This window comes from Nonomuraea sp. WAC 01424 (genome assembly GCF_003947315.1).
In the GTDB taxonomy this organism is placed as follows: domain Bacteria; phylum Actinomycetota; class Actinomycetes; order Streptosporangiales; family Streptosporangiaceae; genus Nonomuraea; species Nonomuraea spiralis.
In genome coordinates this window covers 266,168-281,743 of sequence record NZ_QHHZ01000007.1, presented here as the reverse complement: position 1 = coordinate 281,743, position 15,576 = coordinate 266,168, and the positions used below count along the sequence as shown (strand labels likewise).

Sequence of the window (15,576 nt, the reverse complement as noted above, 5' to 3'; positions counted from 1 at the left end):
ATACACGATCGGGTGAGACGGCTTGCCGATTACAGAAGGAAAGATGACCTGTTAGTACCATCCCGTGGACTGTGAGTGGCCCCACGCTCCACAGGGTGTGCCGTAGCGGCCCTTGATGTACCCGAGCCCCCATGCGATCTGGGTGGTGGCATTGGTCTGCCAGTCGCCGCCCGCGCTGGCCATCTTGCTCCCCGGCAGGGCCTGCGGGATGCCGTACGCGCCGGAGTAGCGGTTCATGGCCCGCTCGTTCCAGCCGCTCTCCTTCTGCCAGAGGCGTTCCAGGCAGCCCCACTGGTCCGCGCCCCAGCCCCGGGCGGCGAGCATCGACTTGGCGACGCCCTTGTTGGTGCCCGGCGAGGGGTTGCTGCCCGGCGGGAAGTTGGCCGGCGGGAAGCCGCTGCCGCCCGGCGCCTTCTTCGGCACGACCCAGTCGAGCTTCTTGCCCCCGGGGCGGTCCTTCTTGAGCTGGTCGGCCCGGTACGCCTGCTCGGCGGCATTCTTCAGCGCGTCGTTCTCGGGGTCGGGGGCGAACAGGTCGCCTCCGGCGAGGGCGCCGAGCTGCTCGGGCGTGAAGGACTCGACCGGCGGCTTGCTGGCGTTGTCGACGGCGCGGTAGGCGACGTAGCCGCCACCGCCCACGACGACCACCAGGGACACGACGGCGACGGCGATGCGCTTGGGGGTGAAACGCGAAGGCCGGCGCGCCGAGCGAAGGTCATCCTTCGTGGGGCGCTCACTCAACTGCGGACCGGGGCTCACGATCCATGAGCTTGCCCTGTCATAGGGGGTGGTCCGCAACCGGATCGCGGTATTCGGTTGACGTTCTCTTGGCCAACCAGCAGGTAACGACCTTTTTCACCAAAAATTGTGAAATTGGTCACAGGGGGAGGCGCGCCTCCCTTCGAGCGCCCGCACCGAAGGGAGGCCGCTTTCAGGGTTCCGCCCCATCTTCGGGATTCGATCCGCACCCGGTCACAGTTTGATGACACAACCCGGGTATACGGGACATGGAATAATAATGTGCGCGTGGCCGGCATCCTTCTTGTAGAAGACGACCCCTCCGTGCGCACAGCCTTGGAGCTGGCGTTGACGCGGCAGGGACACTCCGTCACGTCCTACGCGACGGGCGAGGAGGCTCTGGACCACATCCGGGCACGCCGCCCCGAGATCGCGATCCTCGACGTCATGCTCCCCGGCATCGACGGCGTCGAGGTCTGCCGCCGCATCCGCAAGCTCGACCAGCTCCCGGTCATCCTGCTCACCGCCCGCGGTGACGACCTCGACGTCGTGGTCGGCCTGGAGGCGGGCGCGGACGACTACGTGGTCAAGCCGGTCGAGCCCAGGGTGCTCGACGCGCGCATCCGGGCCATCCTGCGCAGGGCCGAGTCCGCCACCTCCGACCGCATCACCTTCGGCGATCTCGTGATCGACCGGGGGGCGCTCAAGGTGACGCTGGCCAGCAAGGAGATCCACCTGACGCCGACCGAGCTGCGGCTGCTGCTGGAGCTGGTCCGGCATCCCGGCCAGGTGCTCAACCGCCGCTACCTGCTGCGGGTCGTCTGGGACCACACGCACGTCGCGGACTCGCGGCTGGTCGACGCCTGCGTCCAGCGCGTACGCGCCAAGATCGAGCCGAGGCCGGCCGAGCCCGTCTTCATCCACACCGTGCGCGGCTTCGGCTACCGCTTCAGCCCTCCGTGATCCCGCTGCCCACCGGGTTGCGGGCGCGCCTGGTCATCACGTTCACCCTCGTCGCGGTCACCGCGTCGGTGCTGGTCGCCACCATCGGCTTCGAGCTGGCCAAGACCGCGCTCGTCACCCGCGCCGAGACGACCTCGCTCGACCTGGTGACCCGGGAGCTCGGCCGGATCACCTTCCCCGTCGGCAAGCTCAGGCCGGGCGAGGCCGCGCCGTCCATGAAGGAGCTGGACCAGGTCGTCCGCACGCTGTCCAGCCCCGGACGCAGCGTCCTGGTCGAGTACGGCAACCTGCTGTCCGCCGACGGCCCGATGACCATGAAGGACGTCCCCAACGAGCTGTACGGCCGGGCCAAGCAGAACGTCGTCACCCAGCGGAAGGTGATCGGCAACGAGCTGTGGCTCGTCGTCGGCGCCGAGGTCCACCGGTACGAGCCCGGCACCGGCCCCGAGGCCACCGGCCTGCGCGCGTTCGTGTTCTTCCCGCTGCACGACGAGGAGAGCCAGCTCGCCACGCTGCGCAACACGCTCACCCAGGGCGGCACGGTCATCGTCCTGATCGCGCTGGTCGTGGCGCTGCTGTCGGCCCGGCAGGTGCTGCTGCCCGTACGGCGGCTCAGCGCCGCGGCGCAGGCGCTCGGCCAGGGCCACCTGGACACCCGCCTGCCGGTGCACGGCGGGGACGAGCTGGCCGAGCTGACCTCCAGGTTCAACGACGCGGCGGCGGCGCTGGAGCTCAGCGTGTCCGAGCTGCGCTCGCTGGAGGCGATGTCGCGCCGGTTCGTGGCCGACGTCTCGCACGAGCTGCGCACGCCGCTCACCGCCATGACCGCCGTGGCCGACATGCTCTCGGAGGAGGCCAACCGGCTGCCCGACGCTCCCGCGGAGGCTGTACGGCTGGTGTTGCGGGAGATCGGGCGCCTGCGCGAGCTGGTCGAGCACCTGATCGAGGTCAGCAGGTTCGACGCGGGCACCGCCACGCTCAACGTGGAGCCCGTGAACGTGGCCGACGCCATCCTCGACTGCCTGGAGGTGCGCGGCTGGAGCGACAAGGTGGACGTGACCGCCTCGCAGGGCTTGACCGTCAACCTCGATCCGAGGAGGTTCGACGTCATCGTGGCCAACCTGGTCGGGAACGCGCTCAAGCACGGCCTGCCGCCGGTGGAGGTCACCGCCAGAGGCACCGAGAACGGCCTGGAGGTGAAGGTGCGGGACCACGGCAAGGGCATCCCCACCGAGGCGCTGCCCCACGTCTTCGACCGGTTCTTCAAGGCGGGCGCGGGCCGGGCACGCAGCCAGGGCAGCGGCCTCGGCCTGGCCATCGCGCGGGCCAATGTGCACCTGCACGGCGGCACGATCTCCGTACGCGCCCAGCAGCCCGGCACCCTGTTCACGGTCTGGCTGCCGCACCAATGAGAGCGCCACGACTCCTCTGCGCCGCCGCGGCGCTGCTGGCCGCGGCGGCCTGCGGCATCTCGACGACCGACGTCCAGACCAAGGGCGCCGCCCCCACCATCAAGCTCCCGCCGCCCTCGAAGACCATCTACCTGATCAGGAACAAGGAGCTCACGCTCGAACCCGCCGACGTCGAGACCGACACCGTGGGCAGCCTGCTCGGCGCCCTCTTCGCCGCCTCCGACCAGCCGCTCGGCGACCGCACCACCGAGCTGCGCGGCCTGGAGTACGTCGGCATGAAGGACTCGCTCGACCCCGTGCAGCGCGACGAGATGCAACTCCCGCGCACGTCCACGCTGACCGTCTACTTCAAGGGCGACCGGCCGCTGAGCAGGCTCGGCAAGGCCCAGATCGTCTGCACCGCGCAGCAGGACGCCGCGTTCGAGCAGGTCAAGATCGTCCGGGAGAACGACGGCCGCCCCTCCAAGGCGGAGGGACGGCCGTACACCTGCCCGGAGCTCAAGTAGGCCCGCGCCTCACATCGTGATGTCCTCCAGCATCTCCGTCACCAGGGCGGCGATCGGGGAACGCTCGGACCTGGTGAGCGTGACGTGCGCGAAGAGCGGGTGGCCCTTCAGCTTCTCCACCACGGCCACCACGCCGTCGTGCCGGCCGACCCGCAGGTTGTCGCGCTGGGCGACGTCGTGCGTGAGCACCACCCGGGAGTTGGCCCCGATCCGGCTCAGCACCGTGAGCAGCACCCCGCGCTCCAGCGACTGGGCCTCGTCCACGATCACGAACGCGTCGTGCAGCGACCGGCCGCGGATGTGCGTCAGCGGGAGCACCTCCAGCATGCCCCGGTCGAGCACCTCCTCGATCACCTCGGGCGAGGTGATCGCGCCGAGCGTGTCGTAGACCGCCTGCGCCCACGGGCCCATCTTCTCGCCCTCGGTGCCCGGCAGGTAGCCGAGCTCCTGGCCGCCGACGGCGTACAGGGGGCGGAAGACGACGACCTTGCGGTGCTGGCGGCGCTCCAGGACAGCCTCCAGGCCCGCGCAGAGCGCCAGCGCGGACTTGCCGGTGCCGGCCCGGCCGCCCAGCGACACGATGCCGATCTCGGGGTCCATGAGCAGGTCCAGCGCGATGCGCTGCTCGGCCGAGCGGCCGTGCAGGCCGAAGACCTCGCGGTCGCCGCGGACCAGCCGTACGGACTTGTCCGGCGCGACCCTGCCGAGCGCGGACCCCTTCGCCGACAACAACCGCAGGCCGGTGTGCGCCGGGAGTTCCCTTCCCTCCTCCAGGTCCGCAGTGCCCTTGTCGAAGAGCGTCTCGACGTCCTCGGCCGTCACCTGCAGCTCGGCCATCCCGGTCCAGCCGGACTCGACCACCAGCTCGGCGCGGTACTCCTCGGCCGCCAGGCCGATCGAGGCCGCCTTGACCCGCATGGGCAGGTCTTTGGAGACGAGGACGACGTCGCAGCCCTCGGCCGCGAGCGAACGCGCGACCGTCAGGATGCGCGTGTCGTTGTCACCCAGGCGGAACCCGACGGGCAGGATGGACGGATCGCTGTGGTTGAGCTCAACCCTGATCGTGCCATCCCCCGTCGGCATCGGCTCGTCGAGCCTGCCGTGCTGAACCCGCAGGTCGTCGAGGTAGCGCAGGGCCTTCCTCGCGAAGTAGCCGAGCTCGGGATGGTGTCGTTTGCCTTCCAGCTCCGTGATGACCACGATGGGAAGGACGACGTCGTGCTCGGCGAAGCGCGTCAATGCCGCCGGGTCGGCCAGCAGAACCGAGGTGTCCAGCACATACGTGCGCTTGGCCGACTGGTGAGTAGGGTTGCTCGAGGACACTGCCACACGTTCTCCCCCGGGTGCCCATAGGTGCGGGCACCCTGCAGACGAGGTGGGAACCGGACCGGACCCGCGTCCCCGACCGCTACCTGCCGGCGGAGCCGGACTCCGGCCCCCCTCGGCAGATGTCGATGCAAAGGCGGGCCCTCTCCGGGATGCCCGGCCTGTGGCCGGACACTTCCAACGTTACGTCTTGGATACCCGAATGTCGCATCAAGAACCGTAACGTCGGTGTCTCGCAGCGTAATCGCGCAGCGCCCGCAGGAAATCGACCCTGCGGAAGTCCGGCCAGTAAGCCTCGTGGAAGTAGAACTCTGAGTGAGCGCTCTGCCACAACATGAATCCGGACAGACGTTGCTCGCCCGACGTACGGATGAGGAGGTCCGGGTCGGGTTGGCCGCGAGTGTAGAGATGCTCCGCGATGTGTTCGACATCGAGCACCTCGACGAGGTCCTCGATGCTGGCGCCCTTACTCGCATGCTCCTGGAGGAGTGAGCGCACCGCATCGGCAATCTCACGTCTTCCTCCATACCCAACTGCAACGTTCACAATCAGGCCCGGACGGTGTGATGACGCTTCTTTTGCGTTTTTTAGGACATTGGCGGTTCGGGCCGGGAGGAGGTCGAGCGCGCCCACCGGGCTGACCCGCCAGCCCTCGGCCACGAGCTCCTGGACCACGTCCTCGATGATGCCCAGCAGCGGCTCCAGCTCTTCCCTGGGCCGGTTGAGGTTGTCGTTGGACAACATCCATACGGTGACGACCTCGACGCCCGTCTCGCGGCACCAGCCGAGCAGCTCGGATATCTTGTCCGCGCCCTTGCGGTGGCCGGTGGCCACGTCGCGCATGCCCATGGCGCGCGCCCAGCGGCGGTTGCCGTCAATGATGACCCCGACATGCCGGGGAACGCTGTCCTTGGACAGCTTGGTCTCCAGCCGGTGCTCGTACAGCCGGTAGACCAGGTCGCGCAGGCCCACGGAGTGCCTCCCCAGCGGTGCTGTGCCTTTGGTCGAATGACCCAACAGGCAATTATCACCGCGTTTCGCCCGTGCCTGCTCCCCCAATGGGATTCCTGGCGAGATCTCTTCCGCCCAGACAACCCTCGGCCTCATGAACCAGCTCGCGGACGAACTCGGACAACTCCGCCGACGTCAGGACGGCCCGCATGCCCACCCCGCCGGACCCCCACGCCTCCACGTAGGCCCTGCGGGTCAGCCGCCACTGGCCGGGCGCGGGCTGCCAGATGGGGATGGTGCGCAACTGGCAGCGCAGCTCGCCGCCGCCCACCAGACCCGAGCGGGTGCGGTAGCGGAAGGAGAACAACTCGCTCTCCGGCTCCTCGTCGGGGAAGCGGTCGTCGGGATCGACCCACCGCCTGGCCGCCCCCCTTCCCTGCCGGGCCTCGTCGACGCCGCGCGCCAGGCGCGCGAGCAGCCAGCCGCACCGCTCCCCCACGCTCCCGTACGGCGTGCCGTCGCGATGAAGCTCAAGGGTGATCTCGTACGGCGTGCCGACGGTGTCCGTGCACGCGACAGGCGTGACGGTCAGGTATGACCCATCGACACAGCGTAGTCCCCCCACGCCCTTCCCCGTTTCCGGCCCTAACTCAGCTAAACCCGTAGAAACCCTCGGCCGTGCCGCCGAGGACGCGGTCCCTGTCGGTTCCGGCCAGCAGCGCTCCGGTGACCTCCCAGACCGTGCGGTAGTCGGCCGCGAGCAGGGCCACCGGCCAGTCGCTGCCGGCCATCAGGCGGTCCGGGCCGAACCGCTCGACCGCGTGCTCGACGTACGGCCGCAGGTCCTCCACCGTCCAGTCGCGGTGGTCGGCCTCGGTCACCAGGCCGGAGACCTTGGCGTACACGTTGGGGCAGCGGGCCGCGCGGGCCAATTGGGCGGCCCACGGCTCCCACTGGCGGTCCTTGATGCGCGGCTTGGAGAGGTGGTCGATGACGATCTTCAGGGACGGGTGCCGCTCGGCCAGCGTGACCACGTGGTCGAGGTGCCGGGGCAGGAGCGAGACCACGTCGAACGTCAGCCCGGCGGACGCGAGCAGGCCCAGCGACTCCAGCACCTCGTCCCGGACCAGCCAGTCGGGGTCGGGCTCGTCGTGGATCAGGTGGCGGACGCCGCGAAACTTCGGATGTCTGGCGTACCGGGCGATCGCCTCGGCCGTCTCGTCCGGGCGTAGCAGCGGGACCCAGCCGACCACCGCGCCGACGAAGTCGTGGGCGTCCGCCAGTGCCAGCAGGGCGTCGGTCTCGGCGTAGGAGTCGGCGGCCTGCACCAGCACCGTACGGTCCACTCCGGCCCGTTCCAGCTCGGGTCGCAGGTCCTCCGGCCGGTAGGTCCGGTAGAGCACGCCCGCGTCGGGGGTGAGCCAGGGGTAGCCGCCGGTTTCGAGGTCCCAGAAGTGCTGATGCGCGTCGACAATCACCACCCAAACCTAGGATGTCTTGATATTTCAGAGCAAGGGGTGCCAACCGTGCTCGCGCCAGCCCGGCGGCTGGTGCCACTCCGTCCACCCGAAACCGGTGGCGCCGTCGTCGGACTCCAGCGCGCACATCGCCCTCGGGAACGTGGCCACCGCCCCCTCGGGCGACACCAGCGTGACCGGGGCGAACGCGACCGGCCGCACGGTCACCGCGCGCCCAGGGAAGCTCAACAGCGCCTCGGCCGGACGGTCGCCGTCGAACCGGGTGCCGGCCGTAAATCCCCCGGCGTGCTCGATCTCGCCGCCCGGCGGCACCGTGAACGCCGGCCACGGCAGCGGCATGCCCAGGTTGACCTGGGTGCCGTGCAGGTGGGTGCCGTCGGAGAGGCGGCCGCTGCTCCACGTCCAGGAGATCGTCCACCAGTCCCTGACGCCCCAGCTGTGGTCGCGCTCGCCGTGGCCGTGGAAGGGCCGGCCGTCGACGGTCCCTGTCACCTCGCAGGGGACCTCGTAGCGGGGGGTGAGCTGGTAGCCGTACACGCCGCCGCGGGTGTGCCATTCGAGGTCGAGCGACAACCCGGGGGCGGCCAGGCGCAGCCGTACGGCCCTGAGGGGGTCGCTCGTGGTCAGGTCGGCCTCGTAGGCGTCGCCCGACAGCGTCAGGCCGGTTGGCGGGGCCTCTTGGTCGGTGATCTCCACCAGGCCGCCGTCCCGCCTGACCAGCCGGGCCCAGAACCAGGTGCGCTTCCAGTTGGGATAGAGCCCGATGCGGACGTATCCGCCCAGCTCGCCGTCATCGGCGACGAAGTCGAGGTAGTACGACTCGTTCCACAGCGGGTCGTCGCCCGGCTCGTGGAGCTGCTCGTCCTCCTCGGAGAGGGGCCACTCGCCCATGTTGACGATCCGCACGCCGTACCGCCTCCCAAGCGCTTGCTACGAGCAGCTTAGCCGCGATCTCGGCGGAACAGGCGGGTCCACCGACGCGGTTTCCCGACCGGCATGAGACCACGGGCGCCCAGCCAGGCGGCGAAGTCGTCGGCGTCGGCCCGGTAACCGGGCGGCGGAACGGTACGGGCCGCCGCGTACGCGGCGAACTCCGCGGCCAGGGCGGGCCCCGCGGCACGGGCGGCGTCCGGGCGCAGCCTGGCCACCACGCCGCGCCGCTTGGCCACCAGGGCGGCCGCCTGCACGCCGAGCCGTCCCGCGTCGAAGCCCTCGGGCGGGGCCGCCCCGGCCACCAGGCTCGCGACGACCCGGCCCTGGGCCCGTGCCAGCCGCGCCCGCGCGTCCTCACTCATCGCGCCCGCCCACGGCCTGCCCGGCCGGGGACATCGCGGCCCGGACCCGCGCCAGCTCCTCGGTCAGGACGGCGGCGCTCGGGTAGTCGTCGTCCCACTCCAGCAGCACCCCGGGCGGCGTGGTCCGGGCGCACAACTCGGCCAGCAGGCCGAGAACGGGCGGCGGGACGGCCGCGGCGTGCGTGTCGTGCCAGATCCCGTGGTGCTCGTGCCCGCCGGCCACGTGCACGTACGCCAGATGCTCCAGCGGGAGCGTGTCCAGCGCCTCCATGGCCGACAGCCCCAGGTTGACCTGGTTGGTGTGGAGATTGGCCACGTCCACCAACAACCCGGCCCCCGTACGCTCCACGACCTCGGCCAGGAAGCGGGCCTCGGTCAGCTCGTCGTCCGGCCAGCCGAAGATCGCGGCCACGTTCTCGAGAGCCAGCGGCACGGGCAGCGCCTCCTGGGCCAGCCGCACGTTCTCCACGACGATCTCCAGCGACTCCCGCGTACGCGGGACGGGAAGCAGGTGCCCCGCCTCCATGCCACCCCCGCGGACGAACGCCAGGTGCTCGCTGACCAGCGGCGAGCCCAGAGCCCGCGCGCAGGCCGCGAGGTGGGCCAGCCGGGCCGGGTCCGGCGGCTCGGCGCCGCCGACGCCGAGCGAGACGCCGTGCGGGATCACCGGCACGCCCCTGGCGCGCAGCACGCGCAGCGACTCGGGCAGGTGGGCGGGGTCGATGTTCTCGGCGACCACCTCGACGAACCCGACACCCGCCATCCGCTCGATCGTCAGGTCGAGCTCCGGCCGCCAGCCGATGCCCACACCCAGGTCCGGCACGCCCAGGTCCGGCATGTCAGCTCCCCCCGCCGCCGCAACCGCCCCCGCAGCCGCCGCCTCCGCAACCGCTCCCGCCGCCGCATCCCGGCGCGCCGCAACCACCGCCGTGCCCGCCCGGGCTCTCCGACTGGATGTGGCCGCCCGGTCCGCTGCGCCGCCGCCCGCGCAACAGCGTCAGGTCTGGGGAACCGTTGATCGCCAGGGTCAGGTTGGCATCGTTCAGCTCGCCGAGGCCGTACAGCGCGACGGCCACCGGGCCTCCGGACGTGCCCGGCGGGTGGTCCAGCTTGGCCCGGTCGAGCGCGGCCTGCCCGGCAGCGGTCAGGTCGGTCGGGAACGAGCGCCGGTGTCCGGCGATGGCGGTCGGCGCGCCCACGACCGTCCCGGCCAGGACGCCGAGCGCGGCCAGGGGAAGCGGGGACGTGCCCTCGGCGGCCACCGACAGCGCCTCCACGACCGCCCCGGCGAGGGCCAGCACCGCCAGCACCCGTAACCGGACGATCAGCCGGTCGACCTGGATGAAGGAGCCGGTGGGGTGGATCGCGCCGATCCTGCCCAGCCGGTGCCTGAGCTCGTCCAGGGTGGCGCTCTGGCTCACGCGATGCCTGATCGTGCTGGCCCAGCCTCCGGGGGAGCGCTCGACCTCGTCCAGGACGGCGTCCTCGACCGGCTCGCCGGTGCTCTGCGCGCCGGCCACCTGGTGCACCCGTCCGTCGCGGGACACGCGTACGGCCCCTGACGCGGCCAGCAGCCCGACGGCGGTCTCGGCGGCGCGCCGCGCGCCGCCTGCCAGGAAGGCCAGCTCGTAGGGGCCGAGATCGTGCGGCCGGGGTTCGGTGGCCGCGCCCCGGATGGCGGTGTGCTCGCGCCGGACCGCGAGAACCGTGACGGTTGCCGTCACGGCCAGCGCCACCGCGAGGATGAGAAGGAACAGATCCATACGCCCTCCCCTCGTACGGCCCGACGGGCCGCGTACCGGGAAGACGTATAAGACGGGCATAAAGGTTCCGGGCGACCAAGACGCCCGCGTGCGGTGCGGCGGCCAGCACCGCCGCACCGCGGGCGCCCGCTCAGCCGAGCCGGTCGAGCAGGGCGTCGTACTCGTCCCACAACTCCTTCGGCAGGTGGTCGCCGAACTTCTCGAAGTGGGCCGGGATCAGCGCCGCCTCCTCGCGCCACACGTCGCGGTCGACCGACAGCAGCGTGCGCAGGTCCTCGGCGGACAGGTCGAGGCCCTTGGTGTCGAGCTCGGCCGGCAGCAGGCCGATCGCCGTGGGGATCGCCTTGCCCTCGCCGTTGAGGCGGTCGACGATCCACTTGAGCACGCGGCTGTTCTCACCGAAGCCGGGCCAGATGAACGCGCCCTCGTCGTTCTTCCTGAACCAGTTGACGTAGTAGATGCGCGGCAGCTTGGCGCCCTTGACCCGGCCGACCTTGAGCCAGTGCCCGAAGTAGTCGCCCATGTTGTAGCCGCAGAACGGCAACATGGCGAACGGGTCGTAGCGCAGCTCGCCCACCTTGCCCTCGGCCGCGGCGGTCTTCTCGGAGGCGACGTTGGCTCCGAGAAAGACGCCGTGCTCCCAGCTCAGCGACTCCGTGACCAGAGGCACGGCGGTGGCGCGGCGGCCACCGAAGAGAATCGCCGAGATGGGCACGCCCTTGGGGTCCTGCCATTCCGGTGCGATGGTCGGGCACTGGGAGGCGGGAGTGGTGAAGCGGGCGTTCGGGTGGGCGGCGGGCTCGTCGCTGTCGGGCGTCCAGGAGCGGCCCTTCCAGTCGGTCAGGTGCGCCGGGGGCTCCTCGGTGAGCCCCTCCCACCACACGTCCCCGTCGTCGGTCAGGGCGACGTTGGTGAAGATGCTGTTGCCCCAGAGGGTCCTGATCGCGTTGGCGTTGGTCACCTCGCCGGTGCCGGGCGCGACTCCGAAGAAGCCGGCCTCGGGGTTGATGGCGTACAGGCGGCCGTCGTCGCCGAAGCGCATCCAGGCGATGTCGTCGCCGATCGTCTCGACCTTCCAGCCCGGGATCGTGGGCTGGAGCATGGCGAGGTTCGTCTTGCCGCACGCGCTCGGGAAGGCGGCCGCCACGTAGCGGGTCTCGCCGGCGGGCGGCGTGAGCTTGAGGATGAGCATGTGCTCGGCCAGCCAGCCCTCGTCGCGGGCCATGACGCTGGCGATGCGCAGCGCGTAGCACTTCTTGCCGAGCAGGGCGTTGCCGCCGTAGCCGGAGCCGTAGGACCAGATCTCGCGGGTCTCCGGGAAGTGGCTGATGTACTTGGTCGAGCTGCACGGCCAGGCCACGTCCGGACGACCCGGCTCCAGCGGCGCGCCGACGGAGTGGACCGCCTTGACGAAGTCGCCCCGCTGCTCGATCAGGCGCAGGGCCCGGTCGCCCATACGGGTCATGATCCGCATCGACACGGCGACGTACGCGGAGTCGGTGATCTCGACGCCGAGCTGCGAGATCTCGCCGCCGAGCGGGCCCATGCAGAACGGGACGACGTACATCGTGCGCCCGCGCATGCAGCCCTGGAACAGCTCGCCGAACGTCTCGCGCATCCGCGCTGGAGCGATCCAGTTGTTGGTGGGCCCCGCGTCCTCCTCGCGCTCGGAGCAGATGTAGGTACGGTCCTCCACCCGGGCCACGTCGCTGGGATCGGACTTGGCGTAGAAGCTGTTGGGGCGGGCGGCGAGCCGGGTGAGCGTGCCCTGCTCCACGAGGAGGTTGGTCAGGCGCGTCCACTCCTCCTCCGAACCGTCGCACCACTCGATCCGGTCGGGCTGGGTCAGGGCTGCGATCTCGTTCACCCACGCGACCAATTCGCGATTGCTCGTCGGCGCGGGCACTTCCACGGAAACGGACACGACTGTGACTCCTCCACTCTCTCAGGGCCCAAACATCATTGACGACGAAGGCGCATGAAAGCCAATTGGCATAGACCTATTGGCGCGACCGTCGCCGCAGGCAGCGGCCCTGACGATCCGGGGAGCCTACCCAAGTCTCCGGGATTTAAAAGAAGGATTTCCGGCCAGTGGTCCAGGCCAATTCCCGTGGTCTAAACCAATTACCGAAGTGGTTTAGTCCAATTCCCGGAGCCGTTTCCGCCCGGTCTTCTCATGAATTGACGTCGGGGCCCGCGCTGCGCACCCTGTCCACATGCTGGAGCGCGTCGCGCAGCTCGGCCAGCCAGGTGTCGGTGTTCTTGCCGACCAGGCGTACGCACCAGGCGAGCGCGTCGCTGCGACTCCTCGCCACCCCCGCGGCCACGAGCGTGTCGAGCACCTGACGCTCCGACTGGCGCAGTCGCGTCATCACGGGCACGGACAGTGTGGTGAACATCACAGTCTCACCCCCGCACCGCACGCCCCAGGAGACCTTCTGGCGGAAGCGGCGCTCGGCCTCGCGCGCGATCTCGATGCGCCGCTCCCGCGTCTCCTCCCTGAACCTACGGGCCAGTCCCTCGATCAGGGCGGCGCGCTCGGCCTCGGGGGTGTCGGCGGGCGGGGCGCGCAGCTTGCCGAGCACCGCGATCTCCTCGCGGTCCCGGACGATCTCGGGGGTCTCGACGAACCAGCCCTCGGGGAGCCGGCCGGTGAACCAGCCCCGGACCTGCGCGGTCACTTCATCTGTTGACATGTAATCACGATTACACAGTTGCGGACGAAATGCACGAGCCGAACCGCGGATTCTGCTCAGGGGTTGCCTCAGCGGACGCGGGCGGCCACGACCGGGCTGACCCGGACGACGCCGGCCAGGTTCCGGGTGTTCAGCGGGGAGATCTTGACGACGTCACCGGTACGGGGTGCCTGCAACACCTTGCCGTCGCCCCAATAGATCGCCACATGCGAGATGTAGGCCGGATTCGTCGGGTCGTTGCGCCAGAAGATCAGATCGCCGGGTTGCGCCTGGGCCAGCGGCACCTGCGGCCCGGCCACCCACTGCTGGTGCGTCACCCGCGGCATCCGTACGCCCGCCTGCGCGTACGCCCACTGCACCAGCCCCGAGCAGTCGAACGTGTCGGGCCCCTCGGCCCCCCACACGTACGGGCGGCCCAGCTTGGACACCGCGGCCTTCAGCGCCGCCGTGAGCTGCTCCACGGTCATGAACGACCCGGACGGCCACTTCTGGGGGTTGGCGGTCTGGGCGCGCGGCTGGACGGGGTTGACGGTGGCCACCTGCGTGCCCTTGGGCATCGCGGCGAGGATGGCCCGGCGCAACGCGTCGGAGTTGGTGCTCGGGGCGCTGACGATGAGCGCGTTGTCGCGCGGGAGGCGCAGCCTGCGCCCGGTCTCCTTGGACACGACCGCGTCGACCGCGCCGAACCCGGTGGTCGCGTACGCGCCGATGCGCAGCGGTCCGGCCGGTCCGCTCACACGGCTGTGCAGCGCGAGCCCGCCGTCGTTGCCCAGCACGAACGAGACCGCCACGTCACCGGAGGCCACGTTCTGCCACAGGGCGTCGGAGGAGGCGGTCACCTTGGGGGTGTAGGACCGGAAGGTGGAGGGGTTGACCGCGAGCGTCTGCACCCGTTTGCCGTCGAGCGAGATCGAGGCCGCGTCGGCCAGCTCAAGCGCCCGCACACCGCGCAGCTTGGCGACCTTCCGCAGCAACTCCTCCGTGAACGGCTTGCGCGTGAGCACGAAGAGGTTGGGTTTGTGCAACTTGCCGAGCGGCGACACCGGCTGGGCGGTACGGGCCTGCGCCAGGAGTGTCTGCTCCGGCACCGGCCGCGCCCGCACCACGTCGGCCGGCGGCGCCTGCTCCCCCGTCTGGACCAGCACCAGCACGTCGGTGGTCAGCACCGCCACGAGCGTCACCACGATGAACGGGATGAGCCTGGATAAGTCTCGCCGTTTCCGCGTCTTCACCAGGAAGCCAAGATCCTGCGCGATTCCGGGCGAACGCGAAAACGCCGCCGGGCCGACGTGGGCCCGGCGGTCAGGATCTGCGGGGGTCAGTTGCCGATGTACGGCACAGCCTCAAGGATCTCGACGGTGTTCTGGCGGCCGTTGGGCATCGAGTACGTCGCCTTCTCACCGATCTTCTTGCCGTTGATCGCCGAGCCGAGCGGCGACTTGGGCGAGTAGACGTCGATCGGAGCTCCGCTCTCCTCGCGGGAGGCGAGCAGGAAGGTGACCTCGTCGTCGTCGCCGACGAACCGGATCGTCACGGTCATGCCGGGGCCGACCACGCCCTCGGCCTTCGGGGCCTCGCCCACCTTGGCGTTGTCGATGATCTGGCGGAGGTGGAAGATCCGGGCCTCCATCTTGCCCTGCTCGTCCTTGGCGGCGTGGTAGCCGCCGTTCTCCTTCAGGTCGCCCTCTTCACGGGCGGCTTCGATCTTCTTGGCGATGTCGACGCGCCCGGGGCCAGAGAGATATTCGTACTCCGCCTTCAGGCGGTCGTACGCCTCCTGCGTCAGCCATGTGACGTTCTCATCGCGAGAGTCGGCCACGGGTTCTCCTTGCTTGCCTAGGGGGCCCTGAGATCAGTTGAGGATGCGGATGGTTGAATTGCGAAAGGCTAACAACTCAACCGACCGGACGCTTCCCCAAATGTCTCACTATACGAGATTGCAGTACTGGATGTGGACGGAAGTGGCCTGACCACTGGTGTCCAGGCTCTCCTTGAGCTGCTTACTACCCTCACCAGCCGGGATTCTTACTTCCTTGCTACCGACTTCCGCGTGGTAGACGTCCAGTGCCCTGATCCGGCAGACGGCCACTCTATCGTCGGGCTTGTACACCTCGAACGTGATCTCCGCGCGTCCGGGCGCGTCGACGTTGAACGCGACGACCTGCGACGGGGCCTCCGAGCCGCCCGCGGTCATCGACCACATCACGTAGCCCCATCCACCTGCGACGATGGCCACCAGCACGCCGATCACGACATGCACGACCAGTCGGCCGCCTCTCTTCGGACGGTCGGGGAAGTCGTCGGGTGTGCCGAGAACGGGTCCGTTCCCGACATCTTCGGTGACCATGGCGGAATCTCCCTGCACTCCCTGAGCGTTATCCGAGACAATTGTCGCCCGCGGGGGGCGTGCCCTCGCGACCGCCCAGCAGAAACTAACCTCTCTGGACG

At 70.0% G+C, this 15,576-nt stretch carries 17 protein-coding genes; 3 read left to right on the top strand and 14 right to left on the bottom strand.

Features of this window, described 5'->3' with window-relative positions; genetic code table 11:
- Positions 1–51: 51 nt before the first annotated feature.
- Complete coding sequence (locus tag DMB42_RS21145; protein ID WP_260477828.1) at positions 52–759, bottom strand: lytic transglycosylase domain-containing protein; 708 nt, start codon at positions 757–759, stop codon at positions 52–54.
- A 267-nt stretch (positions 760–1,026) separates the two neighbouring features.
- On the opposite strand from DMB42_RS21145, the gene DMB42_RS21140 reads away from it, so the two are divergent.
- Genes DMB42_RS21140 through DMB42_RS21130 form a run of 3 tightly spaced genes read left to right on the top strand, consistent with a single transcriptional unit; the run spans position 1,027 to position 3,619 of the window.
- Positions 1,027–1,701, top strand: a complete 675-nt coding sequence (locus DMB42_RS21140; RefSeq protein ID WP_125636689.1) for a response regulator transcription factor — start codon at positions 1,027–1,029, stop codon at positions 1,699–1,701.
- Positions 1,698–3,113 carry a HAMP domain-containing sensor histidine kinase gene (locus DMB42_RS21135; protein WP_125636688.1) on the top strand — a complete coding sequence of 472 codons (1,416 nt, stop codon included), beginning with the start codon at positions 1,698–1,700 and terminating at the stop codon, positions 3,111–3,113. Before DMB42_RS21140 ends, DMB42_RS21135 begins: the two co-directional genes overlap by 4 nt.
- Entirely contained in the window at positions 3,110–3,619 is a 510-nt protein-coding gene (locus tag DMB42_RS21130; RefSeq protein ID WP_125636687.1) for a hypothetical protein, read from the top strand. Before DMB42_RS21135 ends, DMB42_RS21130 begins: the two co-directional genes overlap by 4 nt.
- A gap of 9 nt (positions 3,620–3,628) precedes the next feature.
- Here DMB42_RS21130 and DMB42_RS21125 read toward each other — a convergent pair whose 3' ends face one another.
- From DMB42_RS21125 to DMB42_RS21065, 13 genes are all read right to left on the bottom strand, one after another.
- Positions 3,629–4,897, bottom strand: coding sequence for a PhoH family protein (locus DMB42_RS21125; protein ID WP_125636873.1), 1,269 nt, complete (start codon positions 4,895–4,897; stop codon positions 3,629–3,631).
- Between the two features lie 258 nt (positions 4,898–5,155).
- The gene (locus DMB42_RS21120) at positions 5,156–5,917 is read right to left on the bottom strand and encodes an isoprenyl transferase (protein WP_125636686.1); all 762 of its coding nucleotides are present in this window, start codon (positions 5,915–5,917) and stop codon (positions 5,156–5,158) included.
- 55 nt (positions 5,918–5,972) lie between these two features.
- Positions 5,973–6,521, bottom strand: coding sequence for a hypothetical protein (locus DMB42_RS21115; protein ID WP_125636685.1), 549 nt, complete (start codon positions 6,519–6,521; stop codon positions 5,973–5,975).
- 25 nt (positions 6,522–6,546) lie between these two features.
- Positions 6,547–7,377 (bottom strand): amidohydrolase, encoded by an 831-nt coding sequence (locus DMB42_RS21110; protein ID WP_221762267.1) that lies wholly within the window; start codon positions 7,375–7,377, stop codon positions 6,547–6,549.
- Positions 7,378–7,401: 24 nt separating this feature from the next.
- Positions 7,402–8,280, bottom strand: coding sequence for a hypothetical protein (locus DMB42_RS21105; RefSeq protein WP_125636684.1), 879 nt, complete (start codon positions 8,278–8,280; stop codon positions 7,402–7,404).
- Between the two features lie 35 nt (positions 8,281–8,315).
- Positions 8,316–8,669 (bottom strand): hypothetical protein, encoded by a 354-nt coding sequence (locus tag DMB42_RS21100; protein WP_125636683.1) that lies wholly within the window; start codon positions 8,667–8,669, stop codon positions 8,316–8,318.
- Positions 8,662–9,507: a DUF692 family multinuclear iron-containing protein gene (locus DMB42_RS21095; protein WP_125636682.1), complete on the bottom strand. Its 846-nt coding sequence runs from the start codon at positions 9,505–9,507 to the stop codon at positions 8,662–8,664. Before DMB42_RS21095 ends, DMB42_RS21100 begins: the two co-directional genes overlap by 8 nt.
- Position 9,508: 1 nt before the next feature.
- A complete protein-coding gene (locus DMB42_RS21090) occupies positions 9,509–10,432 on the bottom strand; it encodes a TIGR04222 domain-containing membrane protein (RefSeq protein ID WP_185844779.1) in 924 nt (307 codons plus the stop codon).
- 130 nt (positions 10,433–10,562) lie between these two features.
- On the bottom strand, positions 10,563–12,356 hold the full coding sequence (locus tag DMB42_RS21085) for a phosphoenolpyruvate carboxykinase (GTP) (protein WP_125636680.1): 1,794 nt from the start codon (positions 12,354–12,356) through the stop codon (positions 10,563–10,565).
- Positions 12,357–12,606: 250 nt separating this feature from the next.
- Positions 12,607–13,128, bottom strand: a complete 522-nt coding sequence (locus DMB42_RS21080) for a hypothetical protein (protein WP_125636679.1) — start codon at positions 13,126–13,128, stop codon at positions 12,607–12,609.
- 68 nt (positions 13,129–13,196) lie between these two features.
- The gene (locus DMB42_RS21075; RefSeq protein WP_260477827.1) at positions 13,197–14,312 is read right to left on the bottom strand and encodes a C40 family peptidase; all 1,116 of its coding nucleotides are present in this window, start codon (positions 14,310–14,312) and stop codon (positions 13,197–13,199) included.
- A 134-nt stretch (positions 14,313–14,446) separates the two neighbouring features.
- On the bottom strand, positions 14,447–14,947 hold the full coding sequence (gene greA / locus DMB42_RS21070; RefSeq protein WP_125636677.1) for a transcription elongation factor GreA: 501 nt from the start codon (positions 14,945–14,947) through the stop codon (positions 14,447–14,449).
- 108 nt (positions 14,948–15,055) lie between these two features.
- Positions 15,056–15,475: a DUF4307 domain-containing protein gene (locus DMB42_RS21065; RefSeq protein ID WP_125636676.1), complete on the bottom strand. Its 420-nt coding sequence runs from the start codon at positions 15,473–15,475 to the stop codon at positions 15,056–15,058.
- Positions 15,476–15,576: the final 101 nt, after the last annotated feature.